22 protein-coding genes are annotated in these 24,694 nt (G+C 61.1%); 19 read left to right on the forward strand and 3 right to left on the reverse strand.

Going from position 1 to position 24,694, the window contains the following annotated elements; translation table 11 throughout:
- Positions 1-135: 135 nt before the first annotated feature.
- Together ACXWUF_RS03420 and ACXWUF_RS03425 are read right to left on the reverse strand one after the other, a co-directional pair.
- Entirely contained in the window at positions 136-1,119 is a 984-nt protein-coding gene (locus ACXWUF_RS03420; RefSeq protein WP_458493254.1) for an FKBP-type peptidyl-prolyl cis-trans isomerase, read from the reverse strand.
- Between the two features lie 183 nt (positions 1,120-1,302).
- Positions 1,303-2,844, reverse strand: coding sequence for a CHAD domain-containing protein (locus tag ACXWUF_RS03425; protein ID WP_458493255.1), 1,542 nt, complete (start codon positions 2,842-2,844; stop codon positions 1,303-1,305).
- A 504-nt stretch (positions 2,845-3,348) separates the two neighbouring features.
- On the opposite strand from ACXWUF_RS03425, the gene ACXWUF_RS03430 reads away from it, so the two are divergent.
- The 14 genes from ACXWUF_RS03430 to smbP all read left to right on the forward strand — a co-directional run bounded on the left by ACXWUF_RS03430 (position 3,349) and on the right by smbP (position 19,198).
- Entirely contained in the window at positions 3,349-5,517 is a 2,169-nt protein-coding gene (locus ACXWUF_RS03430; RefSeq protein WP_458493256.1) for a RelA/SpoT family protein, read from the forward strand.
- A 4-nt stretch (positions 5,518-5,521) separates the two neighbouring features.
- Positions 5,522-5,629, forward strand: coding sequence for a DUF2283 domain-containing protein (locus ACXWUF_RS03435; RefSeq protein ID WP_458493275.1), 108 nt, complete (start codon positions 5,522-5,524; stop codon positions 5,627-5,629).
- A complete protein-coding gene (locus ACXWUF_RS03440) occupies positions 5,613-5,819 on the forward strand; it encodes a hypothetical protein (RefSeq protein WP_458493274.1) in 207 nt (68 codons plus the stop codon). The genes ACXWUF_RS03435 and ACXWUF_RS03440 overlap by 17 nt, the downstream gene beginning before the upstream one ends.
- Positions 5,820-6,153: 334 nt before the next feature.
- Entirely contained in the window at positions 6,154-6,444 is a 291-nt protein-coding gene (gene groES / locus ACXWUF_RS03445; RefSeq protein ID WP_458493257.1) for a co-chaperone GroES, read from the forward strand.
- A gap of 60 nt (positions 6,445-6,504) precedes the next feature.
- Positions 6,505-8,145, forward strand: a complete 1,641-nt coding sequence (gene groL, locus ACXWUF_RS03450; RefSeq protein WP_458493258.1) for a chaperonin GroEL — start codon at positions 6,505-6,507, stop codon at positions 8,143-8,145.
- A 241-nt stretch (positions 8,146-8,386) separates the two neighbouring features.
- Positions 8,387-9,028, forward strand: coding sequence for a hypothetical protein (locus ACXWUF_RS03455; protein WP_458493259.1), 642 nt, complete (start codon positions 8,387-8,389; stop codon positions 9,026-9,028).
- 455 nt (positions 9,029-9,483) lie between these two features.
- Positions 9,484-10,437 carry a prolyl aminopeptidase gene (gene pip / locus ACXWUF_RS03460; RefSeq protein ID WP_458493260.1) on the forward strand — a complete coding sequence of 318 codons (954 nt, stop codon included), beginning with the start codon at positions 9,484-9,486 and terminating at the stop codon, positions 10,435-10,437.
- Positions 10,434-11,033, forward strand: a complete 600-nt coding sequence (locus ACXWUF_RS03465) for a UbiX family flavin prenyltransferase (RefSeq protein WP_458493261.1) — start codon at positions 10,434-10,436, stop codon at positions 11,031-11,033. The genes pip and ACXWUF_RS03465 overlap by 4 nt, the downstream gene beginning before the upstream one ends.
- 252 nt (positions 11,034-11,285) lie before the next feature.
- On the forward strand, positions 11,286-12,044 hold the full coding sequence (locus ACXWUF_RS03470; RefSeq protein ID WP_458493262.1) for a phytochelatin synthase family protein: 759 nt from the start codon (positions 11,286-11,288) through the stop codon (positions 12,042-12,044).
- A 162-nt stretch (positions 12,045-12,206) separates the two neighbouring features.
- Positions 12,207-12,419 (forward strand): hypothetical protein, encoded by a 213-nt coding sequence (locus tag ACXWUF_RS03475; RefSeq protein ID WP_458493263.1) that lies wholly within the window; start codon positions 12,207-12,209, stop codon positions 12,417-12,419.
- 7 nt (positions 12,420-12,426) lie between these two features.
- Positions 12,427-12,684: a hypothetical protein gene (locus ACXWUF_RS03480; protein ID WP_458493264.1), complete on the forward strand. Its 258-nt coding sequence runs from the start codon at positions 12,427-12,429 to the stop codon at positions 12,682-12,684.
- Between the two features lie 373 nt (positions 12,685-13,057).
- The gene (locus ACXWUF_RS03485) at positions 13,058-16,663 is read left to right on the forward strand and encodes a PKD domain-containing protein (protein WP_458493265.1); all 3,606 of its coding nucleotides are present in this window, start codon (positions 13,058-13,060) and stop codon (positions 16,661-16,663) included.
- A gap of 158 nt (positions 16,664-16,821) precedes the next feature.
- Entirely contained in the window at positions 16,822-18,498 is a 1,677-nt protein-coding gene (locus ACXWUF_RS03490) for an Lcl domain-containing protein (RefSeq protein WP_458493266.1), read from the forward strand.
- 337 nt (positions 18,499-18,835) lie between these two features.
- Positions 18,836-19,198 (forward strand): small metal-binding protein SmbP, encoded by a 363-nt coding sequence (smbP, locus tag ACXWUF_RS03495; protein WP_458493267.1) that lies wholly within the window; start codon positions 18,836-18,838, stop codon positions 19,196-19,198.
- Between the two features lie 211 nt (positions 19,199-19,409).
- On the opposite strand, the gene icd is transcribed toward smbP, so the two are convergent.
- Positions 19,410-20,654 carry an isocitrate dehydrogenase (NADP(+)) gene (icd, locus tag ACXWUF_RS03500; RefSeq protein ID WP_458493268.1) on the reverse strand — a complete coding sequence of 415 codons (1,245 nt, stop codon included), beginning with the start codon at positions 20,652-20,654 and terminating at the stop codon, positions 19,410-19,412.
- Between the two features lie 353 nt (positions 20,655-21,007).
- On the opposite strand from icd, the gene ACXWUF_RS03505 reads away from it, so the two are divergent.
- From ACXWUF_RS03505 to ilvC, 5 genes are all read left to right on the forward strand, one after another.
- Positions 21,008-22,738 (forward strand): acetolactate synthase 3 large subunit, encoded by a 1,731-nt coding sequence (locus ACXWUF_RS03505; RefSeq protein ID WP_458493269.1) that lies wholly within the window; start codon positions 21,008-21,010, stop codon positions 22,736-22,738.
- Positions 22,738-23,229, forward strand: a complete 492-nt coding sequence (gene ilvN / locus ACXWUF_RS03510) for an acetolactate synthase small subunit (protein WP_458493270.1) — start codon at positions 22,738-22,740, stop codon at positions 23,227-23,229. Before ACXWUF_RS03505 ends, ilvN begins: the two co-directional genes overlap by 1 nt.
- Positions 23,230-23,247: 18 nt before the next feature.
- Positions 23,248-23,478: a hypothetical protein gene (locus tag ACXWUF_RS03515; RefSeq protein ID WP_458493271.1), complete on the forward strand. Its 231-nt coding sequence runs from the start codon at positions 23,248-23,250 to the stop codon at positions 23,476-23,478.
- Positions 23,475-23,738, forward strand: a complete 264-nt coding sequence (locus tag ACXWUF_RS03520) for a type II toxin-antitoxin system RelE family toxin (protein WP_458493272.1) — start codon at positions 23,475-23,477, stop codon at positions 23,736-23,738. The genes ACXWUF_RS03515 and ACXWUF_RS03520 overlap by 4 nt, the downstream gene beginning before the upstream one ends.
- Positions 23,739-23,811: 73 nt before the next feature.
- The coding region (gene ilvC / locus ACXWUF_RS03525; protein WP_458493273.1) for a ketol-acid reductoisomerase at positions 23,812-24,694 on the forward strand (883 nt) is incomplete at its 3' end.

Here is a 24,694-nt window from a genome sequence, read left to right on the forward strand (position 1 = left end):
ATGTCGTCGAGGCTGGTAAAGATCATCGTAGGAGTGCCATTAAGGAAAGATTGAGGGAAATATTGCTTGATTTTACCCTGACAGCCTTAAAGTAACAATTGTGAACAATATACTTATGATAATTTGGGAACATCTCTATTGAAAGTCGTTCAACTGCACGTCGAAAATCAAAGCCGAATTGGGCTTGATTCTAGGGAGTGATCCGGTTTCACTATACCCTAGATTGGGCGGAATATAAAATCGGAAATAACTGCCTTTCTGCATTTTCTGCAAACCCTCCGCAAACCCCGAAATGACGCCGCTCACCGCAAAATTAGCTGCCGAGGTGCCGCCGAAATTGCTATCGAATTGCTGCCCATTGGGTAATATGCCCCGGTAATATACGGTGACTTTGCTGGTGGCTGAGGGTTTTGCGCCTTTGCCGGTCTGTAACGCCTTATATTGCAGGCCGCTCTTGGTGGTTTTGACGCCCGCCAGTTTTTTGTTTTTAGCTAAGAATGCCTGACTATCGGTTAGGTTTTGGTTGGCGTCATCACTCACGCAGCAGTTTGACGGGGCACTGGCCCGCAAGCCTTGATAAATCACGGTGATTCTTAATTGGGCGGTGGCCGCGCCACCGCTGGCGGGGTCGGTATAACTGATCGCGCCCCTCATTTTGTGCGTGCCGGAAATCATCGCGCCGTTTGAGATTAGCTGCCCATTATCGCTAAAGGACGTTATCTTAAAATCCGTCAGGGTCGGCGCTTTGCCGAATTTCTTCTCGGCCAGGGCACTGAACTGGTTCACCATGTCGTTGAAAAAGGGGGGTAGGTGTTTGCCGCTGATATTGGCCGGGTCGAACGAGACGCGGTATTTGGTTTTAGTTTTCAGGGTTTCCCACATTCCCGGCGTGCTTAGCCAAGGAATGGTGGTATAAGCGCCGTCTTCTTTGAACTGAACAAAGTGATAAACCGAGGCTTTGGGAGAGGTTCTGGATTTTTTGTCGGGAAATACCGCCGACACGGTGGCGCTGCCGAACATATCCCAAATACCTACCGGACTGGCATAGGCCGCGTTGGCAAAGGGGACGATCAGCGCCAGGCATAGCCCGAGCAGGAAGTAATGTGTGCGGGTATTCATGAGGTTATCCAGCGAAAAATAAAAAAAGCCGTCACAGCGGACGGCAACAGTATCACATGTTAGGTTGTCGTGTTGTTATATCTACCTTTATGCCTTGGTTGGCGGTGGATTTAATTAATTTATGACATTATAGCCAAATGCATAAGTCGCATTTATAGGTTGGGGTTCATGCTTCACCCCAACCTACATCCTAAACAACTGCCTGAACTTGCGCCGGTGCCCCGCCCCGGCGAATTCGGCGAAAGCGGCCTCGAAGCCATCCCGCAGCAATCTATCCCGCACATACTGCCGCTCCAACAGGGCACCCAAGGCGAGCAAGGTTTCGGTCGGCGTGTCCGCTTGCCGCAACTCGGCGGAGAATTGGCGCAGGTGGATAATTTGAACGTGAACATCTTGGTACTCGCCCAAATGATCCTGCAAGCCCTTGAGGATTTTCACCAGCGGCCCGATTTTGTCCGGCGGGTACAGGCTGCGGAAGAACTCCATGAGATAACGAAGCTTCTTGGCGGTCTTGCGTAGCTCGTGGATGGACTCGGGCGGGCTGGCGGGCGTGATGTCCGCGCCTTCCCGCAGCACCCGGCGGTACAGTTTCCAGATGCGGCGGCTCGCCAGCCCGTGGATGGGCAGCAGGGCGCGGGCCGATTTCGGGCGGCGCGGCGGCGGAGTGTCGAGGAAGATTTCCCAGCTTCGTATCAAGCGGCGATAGGCGGCGGAACCCAAATAGCGGTTCAATCGGGCATGGCTGCTTTCGGCGCGTTGCCGCAGCATTTCCCGCAACGGCTCAAGCGGCCCGCGCAAGGGTTCGGGCAGGTCCGCCGCGTAGTGGTCGAAATCCAAGAGATATACATCCATGTCGCGGGGTTCGCTGGTGATCCGGCCCAGTGCCGCGAAACCTTTTGCGTAGCGCTGGGTGGTCCGGTCGGGAAACACCTGCTTGAGTTGGCCCAGGGCGGAACGGGTCCGCCGCACCGCGACGCGGAAGTCGTGGAGGAATTCGGTGTCGGTCTCGGCTTTGGTGTCGGCCTCGTTGATTTGGAGGGTGCGCAGCAGATGCCGCAGCACTTGCTTCAAGGCGGCGTCCGCCCGCTGGGTCGGGTCCATGGGCGTGCGGGGCAGGGCGGATGGATCGCCGGGAATCAGCCCCAGTAGGCTCCGTGCCGCCGCGAACAAGCTGTCTTCCGCCGGGACGCCGCCAAATTCCCCGCTCAGCCGTTCCACCCAGTGGCGGAATTCTTTGCGGTGGCCCCTGGCGGTGAGGCGCAGCCGGGCGGGCAAGGGTTGCGGGACGGTGTCGCTCGCCACCGACAAAACGTCCACGGTCAAGCGCAATAAGGTTTCGTCCGCCGCATCGTCCAGCACGAATTCCCGCCGTTCCCCGCGCAACTCCGCTTGGGGCAACAGCGCCCGCATGTCCAGCGCGTCCGCCACCCGGTCCCGCCATGGCGCGGCGGGCAAATCCACGGCGAAGCGGGGCGGTTCGGCGACGGGAATGGATTCGTGGCGCTCGCCCATCGCGCAGAGACAATCGGCCACGGGACCGGCGGGGCTAAGCTCGATGGCTAATTCCAGGCCGTGCCGGTGTAAGCGCCCATCGAAGCTGTCGTAATAGGTGAGGGAAATTTCGTGATGGCGGGCGGGCCGGAATCCCAGCGATTGCTCTAGCACGCCGACGAGTTCGCCGAGGGGGGAGGGCACGATGAATTCGACGCAGTGATAAGCGCTCATGGGCGATGATTGTGGTTGTAGTCAGGGCGGGGTGATTCTGCCACAGCCATCGGGTGGGTCGGGCATGTATTCCATGCCCGACGTTACTTGGCCCAGGCGATGGCGTCGGGCATGAGTACATGCCCGATCTACGGAACTGCCTGAAAACGAGCGGGTGGGATTGCCCGGCGAATGCTTGATTTTTCTCTGTTCCGTCCCCACCCATGGAGCCACCACCGTTCAGTGCTGGCGTCGGGCATGAGTACATGCCCGACCTACGGAACTCAAGTGAAAATTCATTTCCGGTGTCGGGAGACGCGCAAGGTTTGGCCGGGATGGCCGAAATCAAACCCGTATGAACAAACCCATCTCCCCCCACGCCGCCACAACAAGGTATAAATGCCCCGCTTCCCGCTAGGCCATGGCTTAACCCGGCCAAAAGGCCGGTTTTCCGTCCGCCTTGGCTGTGGTTCGATTGCTGCATACTTTTCGACAGGATTACCCCCGATTGGTCCAGCCGATCCGATGAAACATTCCCTCTATCACGCCGACATTTCCGCCCAGCCCAGCGACGAACTGCTGGCCCGCCTCACCGCCGGGTATAAGCCCGAAGATCAAAAAAGCATCGCCGCCGCCTTGGATTTGGCGATCCATGCACGGGACCGGGATACCCTGGTGCGGCCCCGTGGCATCGACGTCGCCAACGTCCTGCACAACCTGCGGGTGGACGCGACCACCGTATTGGTGGCGCTGCTGAGCGATCCCTACCTCCGGGAACACTACGACCAGCACCTCATCAAGGAGCGGTTTGGTGAAACCACCGCCGACTTGGTGCAAAAGGCCAACTGGCTGAACACCTTCGACGAGTACCGGCCTTCGGAAGTGAAGGAGCCGAATCAGGCGGAGCTACTGCGCAGCATGTTGCTGGCGGTGGTGAACGACGTGCGGGTGGTGCTGGTGAAGCTGGCCTACCGGCTGCAACGGCTGCGGGTGCTGAAGGATCAGGACGAGGCTCCGCGTCGCAGGATCGCCCTGGAAACCCTGGACCTGTTCGCGCCCCTCGCCAACCGGCTGGGCGTGGGGCAACTCAAGTGGGAGCTGGAAGACCTGTCGTTCCGCTACCTGGACCCGGACGAATACAAGCGCCTCGCCAAATCCCTGGCCGCCAACCGGGCCGAGCGGGAAAGCTTCATCCACCGCTTCATCAGCGAGTTGCGGCAGGCGCTTGAGCAGGCGGGCGTCCATGCGCGGGTGTTCGGGCGACCCAAGCACATCTACAGCATCCACCGCAAAATGACCCGCAAGGAGGTACCAGTGGATGAGTTGTACGACCTGCACGCCGTACGGGTGATCGTGGACGACGTGCCGACCTGTTATGCCGTGCTGGGGCTGGTGCATGGCCTGTGGCTGCACATCCCCAAGGAGTTCGACGACTACATCGCCAATCCCAAGCAGAACGGCTATCAATCCCTGCACACCGTGGTGGTGGGGGAGAACGGGAGGCCGATGGAAGTCCAGATTCGCACCGAGGCCATGCATTCCTTCGCGGAATACGGCGTAGCCGCTCATTGGCGTTATAAGGAGGGCGGCAAACAGGACGACGCCTTGACCCGCAACATCAATGCCCTGCGGCGGCTCTTGGAAAACAAGGACGAGGACGACCGGAGCATTCTGGAATCCTTCCGTTCCGAGTTGTTCGAGGACCAGATTTTCGTGCTGACGCCCAAGGGGCAGGTGATCCGCCTGCGGAAGGGCGCGACGCCGCTGGATTTCGCCTATGGCATCCACACCGAGGTGGGCCACCGCTGCCGGGGCGCCAAGGTGAATGGGCGGATGGTGCCGCTGACCTATACGCTCAAGTCCGGCGAGAAGGTGGAAATCCTCACCGCCAAGCACGGCGGGCCTAGCCTGGGCTGGCTCGACTCGCATCTCGGCTACATCAAGACCAACCATGCGCGGGGCAAGATTCGGGCGTGGTTCCGGCAACAGGATCACGAGAAGCATCTGCGGGCCGGGAAGACCATTCTGGACCGGGAACGGCACAAGCTGGGCGCGAGGGAAATGGACTTGGAGGAGTTGGCCCGGCATTTCCATCTGCCCCGTGGCGATGATTTGCTATTGGCCATCGGGCGGGGCGATATTGCCGCCGCGCAATTGGCGAATGTGCTAAAGCTGCCCGATTGGCATCCGCCCAAGCCGCCCGTGGCGCCGGTGCGGAAGCCCATCCCGGCGGGCAAGGCCACCGAGGAAATCACCATCCAGGGCGTGCGGAACCTGCTGACGCACACCTCGCGCTGCTGCGAGCCTCAGCCGGGCGACGCCATCATTGGCTATGTGACCCTGGGGCGGGGCATCGCCATTCACCGGCAGGATTGCGTGAATATTATCCAGCTCTCGCCGGAGAAGCATGGCCGCTTGATCGACGTGGCCTGGGGCGTGGAGCCGGAAGCCTTTCCGGTGGAAATCGAGGTCCGGGCGCTGGACCGGAAGGGCTTGCTCAAGGACATCACCCACATCCTGGCCGCTGAGCATATCAATATCCTCAGCACCAACAGCCGCACCGAGCCGAAGGACCAGTCGGTGGTCATGCACATCACCGCCGAAGTGGCCGACCTGGGGCAGTTGAGCCATGCCTTGGGGCGGATTGGGGCGGTGCATAATGTGTTGGAGGCGTATCGGAAGGAGCAGGGGTAGGGCTATGAAAATCGAATTCGACCAAGAAGCCGATGCGTTATACGTTGAGCTTGCGACGGGAGAGGTTGAAAAAAACCGAGGAGATAAAACCCGGCTTGATTCTCGACTATGACGCTCACGATAATATTCTTGGGGTGGAAATGTTATGTATCAGTAAACGTGCAAGCCATTCGTTGGACCAAGCCGCCAAGTTATGTCCTTTGGAAGGCTTCCCGCGCTTGTCCTCTACGGCGCCTTCCCAATCTCCGCCAGCCGAGCGGCTTCGAGCCAAGCCGCAAGCCCGCCGCCCGCGCCGCGCCTAGATTGATGCGCATCCGCGCCTTTCCATCCTGCAGAAACAATTCAATCGTATCGGCGCGCCGATTTCCACGAACCATCGGCGCGTGCCCATTCGTTTGGGCCGCTGCTCATTCAAAGGATGGTGGCCCCTTGAAGCCGTGGATCAGCGACACCATTTCAGTGGGCCTATGGGAAGGTCCGGTTGGCATGGGCGACTGTGCTCCTTTCGGGGTTGACAAGCTCTATCGCCTTGACACGGCAAAGCGGATGACTATGATTGGCACTCTCTTTGGCCGAGTGCTAACAGCGGGCCTTAACAGACAACCCATTCAAACCACGCAACTATAGGAGAAACCGATGAGTATTCGTCCCTTAAATGACCGGGTAATCGTGAAGCGCCTGGAAGAAGAACGCACCTCGCCGGGCGGCATCGTGATCCCCGACTCCGCCGCCGAAAAGCCGATTCGCGGCGAAGTGGTCGCCGTGGGCAAGGGCAAGCCGCTGGACAACGGCCAGGTGCGCGCCCTCGCCGTGAAGGCGGGCGACAAGGTGCTGTTCGGCAAATACGCCGGCACCGAAGTGAAGATCGACGGCCAAGAAATCCTCGTGATGCGCGAAGACGACATCATCGCGGTGCTGGAAGACTAAGCCCTCAGCCCGCCGCCTTTCCCCAAATTGAAAAATTGAACGACACAAGGTAAATCAAACATGGCAGCTAAAGACGTAAGATTCGGCGACGACGCCCGTGTCCGCATGGTTCGCGGCGTGAACATCCTGGCCCACGCGGTGAAGGTGACCCTCGGCCCGAAAGGCCGCAACGTGGTCCTGGAAAAGAGCTTCGGCGCCCCGACCGTCACCAAGGACGGCGTGTCCGTCGCCAAGGAAATCGAACTGAAGGACAAGTTCGAGAACATGGGTGCCCAGATGGTGAAGGAAGTCGCTTCCCAAACGTCCGACGTGGCCGGCGACGGCACCACCACCGCCACCGTGCTGGCCCAGTCCATCCTGGTTGAAGGCTTGAAGGCCGTCGCCGCCGGCATGAACCCCATGGACCTGAAGCGGGGCATCGACAAAGCCACCACCGCCGCTGTCGAATCCATCCACGCCATGTCCGTGCCCTGCGCCGACAGCAACGCCATCGCCCAGGTCGGCTCCATCTCAGCCAACTCCGACGAGAGCATCGGCAAGATCATCGCCGACGCCATGGACAAGGTCGGCAAGGAAGGCGTCATCACCGTGGAGGACGGCTCCGGCCTCGAAAACACCCTGGACGTGGTCGAGGGTATGCAGTTCGACCGTGGCTACCTGTCCCCCTATTTCATCAACAACCAGCAGAGCATGAGCGCGGAACTCGAAAACCCGCTGATCCTGATCTGCGAGAAGAAAATTTCCAACATCCGCGACATGCTGCCGGTGCTGGAAGGCGTCGCCAAGTCGGGCCGCCCGCTCTTGATCATCGCCGAGGACGTGGAAGGCGAAGCCCTCGCCACCCTGGTGGTCAACAACATGCGCGGCATCCTGAAAGTGGCCGCCGTGAAGGCGCCGGGCTTCGGCGACCGCCGCAAGGCCATGCTGGAAGACATCGCCGTCCTGACCGGCGGCACCGTGATTGCCGAGGAAATCGGCCTGAGCCTGGAAAAGGCGGGCCTAGGCGACCTGGGCACCGCGAAGAAGGTCCAGATCACCAAGGAAGAAACCACCATCATCGACGGCGCGGGCAGCGTGGAGCAGATTCAGGGCCGCGTTCTCCAAATCCGCAAGCAGGCTGAGGACGCCTCGTCCGATTACGACAAGGAGAAGCTGCAAGAACGCCTCGCCAAGCTGGCGGGCGGCGTGGCGGTCATCAAGGTCGGCGCGGCCACCGAAGTGGAAATGAAGGAAAAGAAGGCCCGCGTCGAAGACGCCCTGCACGCCACCCGCGCTGCGGTTGAGGAAGGCATCGTGCCCGGCGGCGGCGTCGCGCTGGTCCGTGCGCTGCAAAGCCTGAAGGAGCTGAAGGGCGCCAACCACGACCAGGATGTCGGCATCAGCATCCTGCGCCGCGCCATGGAAGAGCCGCTGCGCCAGATCGTCGCCAACGCGGGCGATGAATCTTCCGTGGTGCTGAACAAGGTCGCGGAAGGCGAAGGCAACTTCGGCTACAACGCCGCCACTGGCGAATACGGCGACATGGTGGCCATGGACATTCTCGACCCGGCCAAGGTGACCCGCACCGCGTTGCAGAACGCCGCGTCGGTCGCTGGCCTGATGATTACCACCGAGGCCATGGTGGCCGAAGAACCCAAGGATGACGCCCCGATGATGCCGGGCGGCATGGGTGGCATGGGCGGCATGGACGGCATGATGTAAGCCGCGCCGCTTAGGCTCATACGCGAAAAAGCCCCGGTCGCAAGGCCGGGGCTTTTTTTATATCCTTGGCGCGGGATTCGGAGCGCCCACCGCGTAGGGCGGGCATGTGCCCATGCCCGACGCCAGCACCGCCCGAAGCAGCGGATGTCTGGCATGGAATACATGCCCGACCTACGGGATTCTTAAGCTTTTCGCTTAGTGATTAAACCAACACCAATACACGGATATTAAAAAAACCGATATGGCTAGCCAACACGACGCAGCACGCCAAGCGCGACTCGCTAAGAAGAAACTCAAACGCGAGGGAAATAACGTACAGTATCTACATCTCACGAAGGAGCAATCCGAGCAGGTAATTCGGGAAAGTTTGGAAGAAATCGGCAAATTCCCGATTTTCCAATGCCTGATTCCCCAGGCACTATTCGTTAATGGGTTTGGCACGACCCTGATCGCCCGGAAAATCAACGATGACGAGGTCATCGTGGGTGGGTTTTGGCTGGATGTTTATTGCATGGGGGTGAGAGGGGCATTCCTCCGGGCGATGCAGATGCATGAATACAACAGCACCATTAACTCCCTCCATCGAAACGAGAACTTCGGCCTCGCCGAGCCTGCTTTGGTCCGGGCATTGGTGGAACAGAGCGTGGAATATGGTCAGAATCTCGGATTCAAGCCCCATGCGGATTACGATGAAGCCCGGTACATCTTCGGTGATATTGATCCGAAGGACTGCACGGATACTTTCACCTTCGGTAAGGATGGCAAGCCCCGGTTTGTGGCCGGTCCCGACGATCCTCCCCAGCGTTGCCTGCGGATTGTTGAAAGGCTCACGGAGAAGCTCGGGCCGGATGGGTTTACTTACAAGCTTAAGGAAAAGAAATAATCCCGAGCCGCCCCATGGCGCGGGATGGAACCTGAAATCGTAGGGTTATTCCAGCTTTGGCGGCTTGAATTCGGATATGAAAAAGCCCTGGTCGCAAGGCCGGGGCTTTTTTATTAGGACTTACGCAGCCCTTGCCATTCAATGGTTTAAAGAGTTCGTAGTCCCGCCCTCAGGCGGCAAAGAACCGCCTGAAGGCGGGACTACAAGCCAAAAGCGGCTTATTCACGCCATCCCCTAAACCGCCACATATTGAACTTTATGGGGCGGTTGGACGCAGGTCGGGATGACGCAGGAACCCCAACATTTCCGCTGGGTGATTGCTGGGTTCGCGCCTGACCCCAACCCGCCTGACATAGCCGCGCCTCAAGCTAAATCGGGTATCCTATCGGCTTTTTCAGGGCCGGGACGCCCTCCCCCGCCGCCTCCACGAAGGAAAGTGCCCGCCAGTGACCTCAATGAATACGCTCTATCCCACCATCGAACCCTACGCCACCCATCATTTCAAACGGGACCATCACAAAATCTACGTGGAGGAATGCGGCAACCCGCAAGGCCTGCCGGTGGTTTACCTGCACGGCGGTCCCGGCGCTGGGTGCAAGCTTTCCCACCGCTGCTTTTTCGATCCCGCCAAATACCGCGCCATCCTCGTCGATCAACGCGGCGCCGGGCGCTCGACGCCCCATGGCGACCTGAGCCACAACACCACCGCCGATTTGCTGCGCGACCTGGAATACATCCGCCAACACCTCAAGGTGGAACGCTGGCTGCTGTTCGGCGGCTCCTGGGGCGCGAGCCTGGCCTTGCTTTATGCGCAGAAGCATCCGGCCAAAGTGACCGGCCTGGTGTTGCGCGGCAGCTTCCTGGCCCGGCGGCGGGATTTGGACTGGTTCGTCGGCGTGGATGGCGTGCGGCGGATTTACCCGGAGGGCTGGGCGCAATTCCTCGACAGCCTGGCCGAAGCCGAACGCGCCGACCCCATCGCCGCCATTCATCGGCGCCTTGTGGGCAACGACGAACTGGCCCAGCGCCGCGCCGCCCGCGCCTGGTCGCTGTGGGGCGGACAGGTGGTGTTGGGTGACGGGTTCGATCCGAGCGCGTTGCACGAACACGTCTCCGCCGAGGTGCTGAACCAGGCCCGCATCGAGCTTCACTACGCGGTGAACGGCTATTTCATCGAGGAAAACGCCATACTGGACGGCTGCGCCAAGCTGGCAAAAATCCCCACCCTCATCATCCATGGGCGGCGCGATTTGGTCTGCCCGGCGGAATCCGCCTATCTGCTGCATCGTCATCTGCCCCAGGCCGAACTGCGGATGCTGCCGAAAGCGGGCCACATCGCGGGCGGCGAGGACATGATCGACGCCCTGATCCAGGCCGCCGACGACATGGCCCGGCGGCTTTCCCTATGAGCGGGACCAAGCGCCTCATCATCGGCATCACCGGCGCGACCGGCGCGGTCTATGGGCTGCGCCTGCTGGAAGTGCTGCGCGCCCTGGATGACTGGGAGACGCACCTGATTATCTCGTCGGCGGGCGCCCTCAATCTCCACCACGAACTGAACATGAAGCGCGGCGAGGTCCAAGCCCTGGCCGATGTGGTCCACGACGTGAGCGACATCGGCGCCAGCATCGCCAGTGGCGGCTTCAAGACGGAAGGCATGATTATCGCGCCCTGCTCCATGAAGACCCTGGCGGCGCTGGCCCATGGCTTTTCCGACAACCTGATGACCCGCGCCGCCGACGTGGCCCTCAAGGAGCGCCGCCGGGTGGTGGTGGTGCCGAGGGAAACGCCCCTGCATCTCGTCCACATCCGCAACATGGCGACCGTCACCGAGATGGGCGGCATCATCTTCCCGCCCTTGCCCGCGTTTTACGGCAGACCTAAGACCCTGCCCGAACTCATCGACGAGACCGTTGGCCGCATTCTGAGCTTATTCGATATTGAGGTGGCGGGGCTGTATGCGCCCTGGACCGGACTCCGGCGGGACGGGGCGGCGGGCGGGTAACGCTCGTGGCATCTAAACCCCTCCCCAACCCTTCCCTTGTCAGGGGGAGGGAGCAAAGCCCCCCCTGATAAGGGGGGTTGGGGGGGTTAACACCGTATACCTGAATTGAAAACCGCCTAAAGGTGGCACTGCAAGCGGGACAGGCATGAATAATTTTTCGCCATGGTGTTCCGAGCCAATTCGTGGCATCCCGGAAAACGGTCAGGATTATGTTGCATCTTCAATTCAAACAATAATCTACGAAGATTCGCCATGAAAATGACCTTACGCTTCGTCTCGCTGGTACTCGCCGCCTCGCTTGTTGCTGGTCAAGCCTGCGCGGCAAGGCTGCCGAAATTTGGCCCCTACGCGGTGCCACTGGTTGAGGGCACCAATTACGTCCGCGCCGCCCCCGCCGAGGATTATTGGAAGCTCAGCCAGTTCTATCTGCCTCAGCAGACTTCCAGCGCTTGCGCCCTGGGTTCCACGGCCATGACCCTGAATTTCTTGCGGGGCATTCCCAAATACTCGGATCAAACCCTGATTACCCAGAACGAGTTGCTGACCACGGTATTCACCGGCCCGTTCGCCGCCAAGGTGGCGGAGGGCGGCGACGGCGTGAAGTTCGACGAACTGGTGTCAGTGATTAAAAAGGGCTTGAAGTATTACAAGCTGGACAAGAAGTACGACGTGGAGGTGGTGCGCTTCAGCAATGCCAGCAACGCCAGCCTAAACCAGCTCCGCCAGGTGTTGGCGGCGAACGAGGCGTCCGAGGACGATGTGATCGTCGCCTACTTCAATCAGGGCGTGCTGACCAGCGATTGGGATGGACCCCACGTTTCCCCGCTGGGCGCTTACAACGGCGGGGCCGACCAAGTGCTGGTCATGGATGTGGACCGGGATTGGTATGTGCCTTATTGGTCGCCGGACACCAAGCTGTTGGAAGCTCTGCTGCGCCCCGCCCCCGCCGATCAAGGCGTGCTGGCGGGCGAGGTGGGCGGTTTGGTGTGGATCAAGCGTGCCGGAAATTAAACCCGGCCCATCCTCCTCCCCGCCACTGAACGGCCCGCTTTTTGGCGGGCCGTTTTGTTTGGCTCGCCAACCCACCCAAAAAATCCCCCACAGCATCGTCTGGTGAGCCACTACCCCCCGTAGAGTATCCCCGTCACTCATCCATCCATGGGAGCACTCACCATGTACGGCAATTTTTTCTCCATCCGCCACCTGCGCGAAGCTGGTCTCACCCTCCGCTTTTACGACGAGGATTTCGATCTGCTCGACGATCAGCCTTCCCCCATGCCTCCCCTGCCCTATCCCAAATCCACCCTGCCCGCCCGCGTCGACTACGACATCCCCACTTATATCCGGCGCGGCATCAAGCTCAGCCCGCTGCCGCCCCGCCGTTAACCGCATCATGAACGCCGAGGACAAGCGCTTCGCCGTGGTGCCCACCACGGGCAAGGCGTGCGGCTTTCCACCTTCCGCCGCCAGCACCGCCAAGGTGGTCTGCTTCGGCGCCTTGGGCTGTAAGCAAACCGGCACCACCAGCGGCGGCGGTTCAGGCGGGCGTCTTTTGCCGACGCCGCCCACCGCGAACGCGACGGCGGCCACCAAATTTATAGCTCGTGGCCCCGGCTCCAGCCGGTGCTGGACCGGCTGGAGCCTGTCCTGAGCTTGGCCGAAGGGCCGGGACCACGAGCCTTTTGCAGGGAATCATTTTCGGGAATCGCCTAAGCATCCCCAAAGCAAGCTTTGGACTCCAGGGCCAGCCACGACACGAAAGCCTTTCTCACGCTCTTTTTAAGTAATGGCGGCAAGAGCGGGCTTAGCCCAGCCAAATCATGCGCCGATCCAGACAAACCGCCCCCGCCACACCCCTCCGCGCCCAATCCCATATATCGGCATATCGCCGCAATAACTGTGTGATTTACCCCACGCCATCGACTCCACAGCATATTTCCTACCATGACACCCTGCTTATCATCAAGGCACGGCATTTGCTTTGCCTGGATGCTTTTTAATTTCATCCTGATGAGGGTATAACAATGAGAACAAGAAAAATCCGGGGGTTACGCCCGCCAACGCACGCCGCGTTGGGGGCGTTGCTCTCCCTGTTAATCGCTGTGCCAGCGGGTGACGCGCTGGCGGCGGCGGCGGCGCCGGTCACGGCCAAGGCCACCCTGGTCAAGAAAACCGGCAAAATCCAAATCAAGGGTAAGACCGCCGCGAATATCGCGCCCGGCTCCAACGTGGCGGTCTATGACGCCGCCAGCGGCCTAGTCATTTACTCGGCCAAGACCACCAGCAAACGGGCCTTCGATTTCAGCCTGCCCTCCGGCAACGTGCCCTGTTTGCTGCGGGTCGAGTCCGGCAACACCAAAACCACGGTGAAAGTGGCCGGCGGCGGCGCCGCCTGCAAAACCGCCCTGACCTGCGCCATCGCCAGCCCCGCCAAGGATGTCGCCATCACCGAGGGCCAAGCCCAGCACTTCGAGGCGACGGTCAAGGGCGCGAAGGGCGCCAGCTTCACCTACTCGTGGAACATCGGCAGCGGCATGACGGAAACCATGACCGCAGCCAAGTTCGACCATCCCTTCCCCAACGCGGGCAAATTTCTGGTCACGCTGGATGTGACCGATTCCGCAGGCCGTCAATGCTCGGATGATGTGGTGGTGTCCGTCTCCCCCAGCGTCAACACCGGCAAAGTGAGCGAGCGGCCCGCCGCTGGCAAGGCCGAAGCCTTGAACGCGCCGAACGGTGCCTATGTGGTGCTGCCCTTCGAGGAAATGGGGATGCAGGGCGGCAGCATGGTCAACCTGCCCTACAACCCGCTGATTCCCTATAACGCCCTGAACGCCCAGGTGTTGCAGAAGGTCGCGCATAAGCCGCCGATCATCGAGAGCAGCGCGGTGGACGTGTACTACTCCGCCGCGTCCAACCCCACCGATCCGGTGGGCGGCGATTCCATCAACTCCACCAGTCAGAACTATTTCGCCGACGGGCAAGCGGGCGTCAACTTCGATCCCGCCACCTCCCAGTTCAACCCGACGACGTTGATTCCAACGGACAATAAATTCATCGCCGGGCACGACTTCAAAGACGCGGTCATCAAGAAGAACGAGCTGTGGGACCGCATCCACCAGCCCAATGCGACGGGCGCTCAAACGGGCCGCTCCATCGCCGACACTCAAAGCACCGCCACCCCCCCCTATCCCCTGGCCAACCCGGACCAAAGCATGAGGGGCTATGTGGATGGCGGCAAAGGCGTTCGGCAAATGCCCGGCATTGCCAACCCTTACAAGGCCAACGATCCGCAAAAGCTGGATTACAACCCCGACCAAATGGCCTTCGTCGCCCAGTTCATCCCCATGAGCGACGTGGACGACAAGGGCCGCATCAACCCCTATCCGTTGCTGCGCGTGGAAGCCAAGGACAAGTCGGGCAACGTCGTCGCCAAGGCCGACGCCGTGTACACCTCGGCTTCCGAAACCCGCTGCCGTGAATGCCATCTCCCCGGCGGCATGGCGGCGGACGAGGATGTCTGGCGCACGCCGGTCACGGAACAAGAGATGAAGAACGCCGACGGCACCCCCGGCCCCGCCACCGGCGCGGGCAGCTTCGCGGCGGGCGCGGATCCGACCAAGCCCTGGCCCCCCGCCATCCACAACCGTTTCGACGACAAAATCGCCGACAATCCCACCTTCACCAACTTGGGTGTGGATGTGCCCAAGGACGCCAACGGCCTGCGCACCGACCGCGTGAAAGCGTCTCGCTGGGCCAAGTTCGACCCGGCCACCGGCAAGCCCACCGGCGAAACCAGCCCGACCAAACCAGCGGACGCCACTAACTGGAAGCTGCAAGTCCAGGTCAAGTTCCGCTCGGCGGCGGATTACGGCGGTGACGACTGGGCGGCGCAAGAAAAAGCGGCGCTGTTCAACACCTTAGTTCTGCACGACTACATGGTGTTCTACGGACCCACGCCGGCCACCGGCAAGCTGTGGCCCGCCAGCTACTCCACCCAGGTGGCGGACTCCTACGCCGACGACGTGGGCAAGTCCCGCGCCCAGCCCATGTACTTCTGCGCCGGCCACCACAACAGCCAGTTGAAGTTCGATAACGGCGTGGCGGCGCGGTCTTATCCCACCAACCGCTCCGACTACTCGCGGGCCTTCCACGCCTTCCACGGCAAGTTCCAGGTCTACAAGGCCGATGTCGCTGCGGGCGCCGATGGCCTGTCGCACAAGAAGGGCGACTTGATCCGCGACGACCGGGGCCATCCGAAGATGCTCGGTGGCCGGGGCTGGGACTCCCAGAAGGACGACGACAACGGCGTGCCGTTCACCGCTGGCACGGATGGCAAGCTGACCAAGCCGACCGTACCGGCTTACGACCCCGTCAAGAACAACTGGACACCCGAGTTGTTCCCCATGGACTCGAACGGCGAATTGATGCTGCCCTTCGAAAAGACCAGGCATAAGGGCGTTCCCATGGAAGAGAACTGCGTGAAGTGTCACACCGGCCCGACCGAGAAGAGCTACCGCGACATCCACCACGCGGCCGGACTCACCTGCGAGAACTGTCACAGCGACATGCTGGCGGTGGGCAACGTCTACGGCAACGAGCGCTTCAACGCCAACCTGACCGGCGCGGGCGCTTACGGCGCGGACGATCCCAACAAGATCGACCCGACCGACTTCCGCCGCCCCTGGCTGGACGAACCGGACTGCGGCTCCTGCCACATGGGCGACGCCAATATGGTCGATTTCAGCGCCGGCGCGATGAAGACCGCCTGGGATGCCAACGATCCGTCGGGACGCTCCCGCGACCCGATGAATGCCCGGTTCGCGGTCATGCCGCACAAGGAGGACCGGCCCGAGAAGGCCACCGTCAATGGCGTGACGACCTACGTCAAGCAGCCCTTGTCGCAGGCGCTCTACCGCAAGAGCGCGGACGTTCACGGCAGCGGCGCCAACGGCGATCTGACCTGTTCGACCTGTCACGGCGGTTCCCACGCCATCTGGCCGAACCCGGACCCGAACGCCAACGACAACGTCACCGCCAAGCAGTTGCAGGGCTATGACGGCAACATCGCTGAATGCTCGGTCTGCCACATCAAGGACGACTTCAAGGAGGGCTTGGTCGCCACCGACGGCGGCACCAGCGGCCTAGGGGTAGGCCAGGGCGTCCGCGATGGCACCGTGGTCAATTCCAGCAGCCCGAAAGCCTTCCTGGCGGGTCCGCACGGCATGCACCCGGTGGGCGACCCCTACTGGTACAAGGAAGCCCCCGGCACCGCGACCAACAAGAGCGGCACCACCAAGGGCGGCTGGCATAACGACTTCGCCAAGAAGCCCGGCCCGGATGGCGAGGACCAGTGCGCGGCCTGCCACGGCTCCAACCACAAGGGCAGCCGCCTGTCCAAGACCCTCACCGCCCGCACCCTGACCAACGAGAAGGGCAAGCCGGTCAAGGTCGAGGCGGGTCAGGTGATCGGCTGCGATCTGTGCCATAGCCTCTCGAAGAGCTTCACCGGCGCGCCGAACCCGAAGGCGGCGGACGGTGGCTGGCCGAAGGCCAAAATGCACATGCCACCCCAACCGGCGTCCATCGAGCCGGGCACCCCGACCGGCGGTGGCGGCGGACACGGCTAAGTAAGCCCATCTCAAGGGACTGAACGAAAAGGGGCGCGTCATGCGCCCCTTTTCCGTTGTGGGAGTGGGGTTCAGCCCACGACATCCGAGCCTGACTAATCGTGGGCTGAAAAGCCCACTCCCACCAATAACAACTCCAATCGTCAACGAGGCTGGCCGTGAACAGACTGCTTTCCGTCTTCCTTATCCTCTGCGCCTTCGCCGCGCCCGCTGAGTCCGCAAACCAAAAACCCATCGCTCAGGCCGGTCCCGATCAAACCGTCGGCCTGTCGGTCGCCGTTACCCTGCGCGGGGACCAAAGCAGCGACAGCGATGGCCGCATCAAGAAGTATATATGGCGCCAAACCCAAGGGCCGAAGCTCAAATTGACCGGCGCGAAAACGGCGCGGGCCTCATTCACCAGCCCGGCCAAGCCGACGCCGCTGTCCTTCAAGCTGACCGTCACCGACAACAAGGGCGCGACGGCCAGCGATACCGTCGCCATCACCGTCATGGCACCGCCGACCTGCATCCTGCCGCAAGTGCTGCAAAACAACGGCTGCGTCACGCCGCCGCCGGTCTGCGTGGCCCCCCAAATCCTCGGCAACGGCGTCTGCGTGACCCCGCCGCCGGTTTGTGTTGCTCCGCAAGTTTTGCAAAGCGGTGTTTGCGTCACCCCACCAACCCCGACACCTAGTTGCGCCCCGCCGCAAGTGCCGAAAAGTGGCGTATGCGTCACGCCGCCCGCCAACCTTTCGTTCAACGACACCGGCATCACCCTGTGCGGAGACGCCCTGTTCAACGTGGCCTGCCCGCTGGCCGGGCTGCCGGGCCAGGACGCCCAATACGGACGCGACGCCCTGCTCGGGGAGGACAGCGACGGCCACGCCGGTTTCAGCTTCACCAAGATCGGCCCCGCCGGGGAAGAACTGCCGACCAGCGCCAGCCAATGGGCCTGCGTGCGGGACAACGTGACCGGCCTGATGTGGGAAGTGAAGACCGACGACGGCGGGTTGCGCGACAAGGACGCGCTCTACACGAATTACAGCGCCAGCCACAACCCAGGCGGGAAATTCGGCTCGGCCACCGACGCCGAAGGCTTCGCCAAGGCCGTCAATGCGGACGGGCTGTGCGGCGCGAAGGATTGGCGCGTGCCCACGGTGGACGAATTGCAAGGTCTCCTAGACTACAGCCATCCCCTGCCCGGCCCGGCCATCGACGCGGCGTTCTTCCCCAACACGGCGAACACCCTGCACTGGACCGCCACCCCCCACGCCCGGAGCGCGGTGCGGGGCTGGGGCGTGTACCTCGACGATGGCCGGGTGTTCGACGATGAAGACCGGGACCGGCCCAGTGCGGTTCAGTTGGTGCGCACGGCGATACTCCAGATCAAAATGTCACCATCGATCTTGGGAACCACGGCTTCCGGTCCCTACATCATTTCCGTCGACGGCCAGGAGGTCACGGACACCCGGACCCAACTGGTGTGGCGGCGCTGCGTGGAAGGCATGGCCTGGAATGGCGCCACCTGCGCAGGCCCAGCCCTGTTCGGCATGTGGGATCACGCCCTGCATCGCGCCGACGCGGAAGCCCACAGAACTGGCCAAGCGTGGCGGTTGCCCAATGTGAAGGAGTTGGCCGGCTTGGTGGACCGCGCCTCGACAGAGCTAACCCCGGATGTTCTGGCGATTGATCCGACCGTCTTCCCCGCCACGCCCAACTTCCAGGCGTGGTCGTCCTCGCCTTCCGCCTCGGATGCCTTCTACGCCTGGAGCGTGCATTTCTATTATGGCTCCGTGTACTTCACTTACCTCGAAGATAACGGTGCGATCAGGCTGGTGCGCGACGGGCCGTGATGTGTTTTAGGTGATGATGGCGCGGACAAGGCATAGAGAATTAGCGGTGCCCTGGCAACTATCGCGACGAGGTTTATTCATACGGTAATTCCCCGTTATGTATCGCGTCTTATCCCGCGACAAACGCATGACATTAGCCGCAAAGTCTTTTACTATTGGGCGCGTTGACGTCTGGGCGCGGCTTGAGTCGCACCCCGCTCGACCGCATCGCGAGCGCTGGCATTAAGGGGCTATTCCCGCAGCAACGAATCGACCGGCGGCGCATGTGCCAGCACCTTCGTATCAAACCGAAATTTGGTTATCAGCGATAACCAGGGGAGAACTTAACAAGATGAAGATGAACAAGATCGCAAAAGCACTGAGCGCCCTGCTGTTGACCGGCATCCTGTCGGGTAGCGCCTTCGCCGCCGAAAATTCCGCTGGCGTGGCAGAACATTTCGACATGCTCGTCAAGACCGCCGGGTTGGCCTTGGACAATGCGAACAATGGCAATAAAGACGCCGCCATCACCGACATCAAGCAAGCCAAGCAGCACTACAAAGAGCTGACTGGCGATGCTAGCGGCAAAGACATGCAGGACGTCATCAAGCAGCTCACCGCCGCCCAGGACGCACTCAAGGCCGGTGAGGCCGATAAGAGCAAGGAAATCCTCGCCAGCGCCGTTGCCAAGCTGAAAGACCTTCGCTCCAAACTGAAGTAAGGCCCGTGGCTGGAGCGCCGCTTCAAAACGGCGCCCCACCAACAACAAGGGCCACCCGCATGTGGCCCTTGTTTTTTCCGATGCGTGAGCAGAAAGACTGTGGGAGCGGGCTTCAGCCCGCGCAGTTCAGCCGAATCAAACTCCTGCCACTCAGCCGAATCGTGGGCTATAAAGCCCATTCCCACCATCGTACACCCGACCCGAAATCACCCTAGCCCATGGCCGCGACCAGGGCGTCCGCGAATTCGCTGGTCTTCACTTCCTTCGCGCCCTCCATCTGCCGGGCGAAATCATAGGTCACGGTCTTCCCGGCCACGACCTGGCTGTAGGACTCGACGACCAGTTCCGCCGCTTCCTTCCAGCCCAGGTAATCCAGCAGCATCACCCCGCTGAACAGCAGCGAGCCGGGGTTGGCGACATCCTTGCCCGCGTATTTGGGAGCCGAGCCGTGGGTGGCCTCGAACACCGCGACGTGGTCGCCGATGTTGCCGCCGGGCGCGATGCCAACCCCGCCCACCTCCGCCGCCACCGCGTCGGATAAATAGTCGCCGTTCAGGTTGGGCGTGGCAATGACATCGAACTCGGCGGGCCGCAGCAGCATTTGCTGGAACATGATGTCGGCGATGCGGTCCTTGATGACGATCTTGCCCTCCGGCGGCGTGCCCCCGTGCAGCTTAAACACGTCATCCTCGCTGATGGTCTGGTCGCCAAACTCAGTGCGGGCCAGTTCATAGCCCCAATTTCGGAACGCGCCCTCGGTGTACTTCATGATGTTGCCCTTATGCACCAGGGTCACGCTCTTCCGGCCATTATCCACCGCGTACTGTATGGCCTTGCGGATCAGTCGCTTGCAGCCGAATTCGCTCATCGGTTTCACACCCAAAGCACTGCCGGGCTGGAAATCGGCACCCATTTCATCTTTCAGAAAACGCTCTAGCTTAGTAGCAGCTTCGGAACCCGCCGGGTATTCGATGCCCGCGTAGACGTCCTCGGTGTTTTCCCGGTAGATCACCACGTCCACCAGTTCCGGGTGGCGCAGGGGCGAGGGCACGCCGGGGAAATGCCGCACGGGCCGCACGCAGGCGTACAGGTCCAGGGTTTGGCGCAGGGCCACGTTGATGGAGCGCATCCCGCCACCCACGGGCGTGGTCAGCGGGCCTTTGATGGACACGACCAAATCCTCGAAGGCTTTCACCGCCTCGTCGGGAAACGCTTCGCCGTACAGCGCGGCGGCTTTCTCGCCGAGGAACACCTCGCACCAGTGGATTTGCCGCGTGCCGCCGTAAGCCTTGGCGACGGCGGCGTTCCAGATTTTGAGCGAGGCGTTGGTGATGTCGGGTCCGATGCCGTCGCCTTCCACATAGCCGATGATGGGCTGGTCGGGGACGTGCAAGCGGCCTTCCCGAATGCTGATTTTTTCGCCGGACGAGGGCAGGCGAATATGCTGATAAGTCATAGAAACTCCCGCGAAGATTGTGAAGTACGTATTCGGAGGATAAAAGGTGTAAGCCTCGGCCTTATATTATGCGCCTGGGTGGAATGGGGCTGTAAAAATAAAGCCATTCCCGAAAATAGCCGGTCCGCGATGCTTCGGAAAAAATTCATGGCCCGCGCAACAGACTCCCGGCCACCCCGGCACACACGAGCATATCGAGCATATCCATGTGCCACGGACATGCTCCGCGAATCCCCGCCGTAACGGTACAGTCCTTGACGGTTTAGCGAATTCCTAGTAACTTAATCAACCATTTAACTCTATCGTACGGGGCGCTCCAACGCCCTGATTCTTTTTTTGCAGGGTGGTAAACCGTGGAGCTTAGCGGCGCTGAAATCGTTGTCCAATGCCTTAAGGACGAGGGAGTCGAATTCTTGTTCGGTTATCCGGGCGGATCGGTACTGCATATTTATGACGCCCTCTTCAAACAGGACGACGTGAAGCACATCCTGGTGCGCCACGAGCAGGGCGCCACCCACGCGGCGGACGGCTACGCCCGCTCCACCGGCAAGCCCGGCGTGGTGCTGGTGACCTCAGGTCCCGGCGCCACCAACGCCGTCACCGGGATTGCCACCGCCTACATGGATTCCATTCCGATGGTGATCCTCACCGGGCAAGTGCCCCTGCCGGTCATCGGCAGCGATGCCTTCCAGGAGTGCGATACCGTCGGCATCACCCGCCCCTGCGTGAAGCATAACTTCCTGGTCAAGGACGTCACCAAGTTGGCGGAAACCATCAAGAAAGCGTTCTTCATCGCCACCACCGGACGGCCCGGCCCGGTGGTCGTGGACATTCCTAAAGATGTCACCGATCCCAAGGTCAAGGTGCCCTACGAGTATCCCAAGACCGTGTCCATTCGTTCCTATCATCCCCACGTTAAGGGCCACCGCTGGCAAATCAAGAAAGCGGCGGACCTGCTGATCTCGGCCAAGCGCCCGATGATTTACAGCGGCGGCGGCGTGGTGCTGGGGAACGCTTCGGATCAATTGACCGAACTGACCCGCCTGCTCAATTTTCCCATCACCAACACCTTGATGGGCCTCGGCGCCTATCCGGCGACGGACAGGCAGTTCGTCGGCATGTTGGGAATGCACGGCACTTATGAGGCCAACATGGCCATGCACGAGTGCGATGTGCTGCTGGCGGTCGGCGCCCGGTTCGACGACCGCGTGACCGGCAAACTGGCCCAGTTCTGTCCCCACGCCAAGATTGCTCACATTGACATCGACCCCGCGTCCATTTCCAAGACCGTGCGCGTGGATGTGCCGGTGGTGGGTGAAGTGGCGGGCGTGTTGGCGGAATTGATTGACGTGCTGAAAACCAGCGAAAAGAAGCCCGACCCAGCCGCCTTGGCCGCGTGGTGGGAACAGATTACCCGCTGGCGCTCCGTGGACTGCCTGCGCTACGACCGCGACAGCAACGTCATCAAGCCGCAGTTCGTGGTCGAGCAACTGTGCGACCTGACCGGCGGCAACGCCTTCGTGACCTCCGACGTGGGTCAGCACCAGATGTGGGCCGCGCAGTTCTACAAGTTCGACTTGCCCCGCCGCTGGATCAACTCGGGTGGACTCGGCACCATGGGTTTCGGCTTGCCCGCCGCCATCGGTGTGAAGCTGGCCCACCCCGACGCCGACGTGGCCTGCATTACCGGCGAAGCCAGCATCCAGATGTGCATTCAGGAATTAGCGACCGCGCTGCAATACCGCACGCCCATCAAAATCTGCAACCTGAACAACGGCTACATGGGCATGGTGCGGCAGTGGCAGGAGTTCACCTACGAGAGCCGCTATTCCCATTCCTACCTGGAAACCATCCCGGACTTCGTGAAGCTGGCCGAGGCTTACGGTCATGTCGGGATGCGCATCGACAAGCCGGGCGACGTGCGTTCGGCACTGGAAGAAGCCCTGAAAATGAAAGATCGAACCGTATTCATGGATTTTCTGACCGATCCTGCCGAGAACGTCTACCCAATGATCGAGGCCGGCAAGGCCCATCACGACATGCGGCTCGCCCCCGGCACCACCGCTGAGAGGGAGTTGGCCTGATGCGTCACCTGATTTCCATTTTGATCGAGAACGAATCGGGCGCCCTGTCCCGCGTGGCCGGGCTGTTTTCGGCGCGCGGCTACAACATCGAATCCCTGACCGTCGCGCCCACTGAAGACCCGTCTCTGTCCCGGATGACCCTCACCACCTCGGGCAGCGACGAGATCATCGAGCAGATCACCAAGCAGCTTAACAAGCTGATCGACGTGGTGAAGCTGATCGACATTTCCGAGTCCTCCCACATCGAGCGCGAGTTGATGATGGTGAAGGCCCACGCGGTCAACGGGATGCGCGACGAGATCAAGCGGCTGACCGACATCTTCCGGGGCAACATCCTCGACGTGACGCCGACTTCCTACGTCATCGAGATCACCGGCGAGAAATCCAAGCTGGACGCCTTCTTGCAGACGGTGGGGCAGGACAACATCATTGAAGTGGTGCGTTCCGGCACGACCGGCATTTTGCGCGGCGAGCGCGGGCTGCACGTTTGATTCGGATCAGGGTTAGCTATGCCATCGGAAGCCGTCGTCACAATCACCAAGATGGTGGAGGTTTTGCCCGATGCCACGCAGGAACAAGTGGTCGAGCACCTTCGCGAGTATTTGGAAGACTTGCGCGATGAAGCCCGCTGGGATGAGCAATTTCGTCGGACCCGCCCCAAACTTGCGGAAGTGGCCCGCCAAGCTAGACAGGACATCGCGGAGGGAAAGGCGCAACGGTTGGACTGTGATGATCTATGAAATCCCTCGTCCTGCCGAGTTTCTGGACTGAATACCGCAAGCTTGATGAGAACACCCGCAAATCTGCCAGGAAGGCGTACCGTTTATGGCAGGACAATCCATTTCACCCCTCACTGCATTTCAAGTGCATCGACCGAGAAGAAAATGTCTGGTCGGTCAGAGTCAATCGCGGTTGCCGTGCCCTCTGCCTGTTCGAGGATGACGCGGTGACATGGTTCTGGATTGGAGGTCACGACGATTACGAGCGCTTTTATTCCTGAAAATCGGTCACGGACTAGTTAGTCAAGGCCCGGAACCAATCATTCGCACACATAAAAACTTAGAGGAACCTACATGCAGGTCTATTACGACAAAGACGCCGACCTTTCCATCATTCGCGGCAAGAAAGTCGCCATCGTCGGCTATGGCTCTCAGGGCCATGCCCACGCCCTCAACCTCAAGGAATCCGGCGTCTCCGTAGTGGTCGCCCTGCGTCCGGGTTCCGCCTCGGCGGTCAAGGCCCAGAACGCAGGGTTAGAAGTCGCCAACATCCCGGATGCGGTCAAACAGGCCGATGTGGTGATGATCCTGGCCCCCGACGAGCATCAGGCCAAGCTGTACACCGACATCATCGAGCCGAACATCAAGCAAGGCGCCGCGCTGGCCTTCGCTCACGGCTTCTGCATCCATTTCGGCCAGATCGTGCCCCGCGCCGATCTCGACGTCATCATGATCGCTCCCAAAGCGCCCGGCCACACCGTGCGCAGCGAATACGTCCTCGGTCGTGGCATCCCCGACCTGATCGCCGTGGCGCAAAACGCCACCGGCCAAGCCAAGGAACTAGCCCTGTCCTACGCCTCCGCCATCGGTGGTGGCCGCACCGGTGTCATCGAAACCAGCTTCCGCGAAGAGACCGAGACCGACCTGTTCGGCGAACAAGCGGTCCTCTGCGGCGGCGCGACCGCGCTGGTGCAGGCCGGTTTCGAGACTCTGGTGGAAGCCGGTTATGCCCCGGAAATGGCTTACTTCGAGTGCTTGCACGAACTCAAGCTGATCGTGGACCTGATGTGGGAAGGTGGCATCGCCAACATGCGCTACTCCATCTCCAACACGGCGGAATACGGCGACCTGACCCGTGGCCCGCGCATCGTCACCGAAGAAACCAAGAAGGAGATGAAGAAAATCCTGGGCGAGATTCAGCGCGGCGAATTCGCCCGTGAATTCATCTTGGAGAACC

It is taken from the genome of Methylomagnum sp., assembly GCF_054333355.1.

What these genes read in the sequence shown, in the direction of transcription:
- ACXWUF_RS03420 (WP_458493254.1), bottom strand. Translation starts at nt 1,119, where the DNA reads ATGAATACCCGCACACATTACTTCCTGCTCGGGCTATGCCTGGCGCTG.
- ACXWUF_RS03425 (WP_458493255.1), bottom strand. Translation starts at nt 2,844, where the DNA reads ATGAGCGCTTATCACTGCGTCGAATTCATCGTGCCCTCCCCCCTCGGC.
- ACXWUF_RS03430 (WP_458493256.1), top strand. Translation starts at nt 3,349, where the DNA reads ATGAAACATTCCCTCTATCACGCCGACATTTCCGCCCAGCCCAGCGAC.
- ACXWUF_RS03435 (WP_458493275.1), top strand. Translation starts at nt 5,522, where the DNA reads ATGAAAATCGAATTCGACCAAGAAGCCGATGCGTTATACGTTGAGCTT.
- groES (WP_458493257.1), top strand. Translation starts at nt 6,154, where the DNA reads ATGAGTATTCGTCCCTTAAATGACCGGGTAATCGTGAAGCGCCTGGAA.
- groL (WP_458493258.1), top strand. Translation starts at nt 6,505, where the DNA reads ATGGCAGCTAAAGACGTAAGATTCGGCGACGACGCCCGTGTCCGCATG.
- ACXWUF_RS03455 (WP_458493259.1), top strand. Translation starts at nt 8,387, where the DNA reads ATGGCTAGCCAACACGACGCAGCACGCCAAGCGCGACTCGCTAAGAAG.
- pip (WP_458493260.1), top strand. Translation starts at nt 9,484, where the DNA reads ATGAATACGCTCTATCCCACCATCGAACCCTACGCCACCCATCATTTC.
- ACXWUF_RS03465 (WP_458493261.1), top strand. Translation starts at nt 10,434, where the DNA reads ATGAGCGGGACCAAGCGCCTCATCATCGGCATCACCGGCGCGACCGGC.
- ACXWUF_RS03470 (WP_458493262.1), top strand. Translation starts at nt 11,286, where the DNA reads ATGAAAATGACCTTACGCTTCGTCTCGCTGGTACTCGCCGCCTCGCTT.
- ACXWUF_RS03475 (WP_458493263.1), top strand. Translation starts at nt 12,207, where the DNA reads ATGTACGGCAATTTTTTCTCCATCCGCCACCTGCGCGAAGCTGGTCTC.
- ACXWUF_RS03480 (WP_458493264.1), top strand. Translation starts at nt 12,427, where the DNA reads ATGAACGCCGAGGACAAGCGCTTCGCCGTGGTGCCCACCACGGGCAAG.
- ACXWUF_RS03485 (WP_458493265.1), top strand. Translation starts at nt 13,058, where the DNA reads ATGAGAACAAGAAAAATCCGGGGGTTACGCCCGCCAACGCACGCCGCG.
- smbP (WP_458493267.1), top strand. Translation starts at nt 18,836, where the DNA reads ATGAACAAGATCGCAAAAGCACTGAGCGCCCTGCTGTTGACCGGCATC.
- icd (WP_458493268.1), bottom strand. Translation starts at nt 20,654, where the DNA reads ATGACTTATCAGCATATTCGCCTGCCCTCGTCCGGCGAAAAAATCAGC.
- ilvN (WP_458493270.1), top strand. Translation starts at nt 22,738, where the DNA reads ATGCGTCACCTGATTTCCATTTTGATCGAGAACGAATCGGGCGCCCTG.
- ACXWUF_RS03515 (WP_458493271.1), top strand. Translation starts at nt 23,248, where the DNA reads ATGCCATCGGAAGCCGTCGTCACAATCACCAAGATGGTGGAGGTTTTG.
- ACXWUF_RS03520 (WP_458493272.1), top strand. Translation starts at nt 23,475, where the DNA reads ATGAAATCCCTCGTCCTGCCGAGTTTCTGGACTGAATACCGCAAGCTT.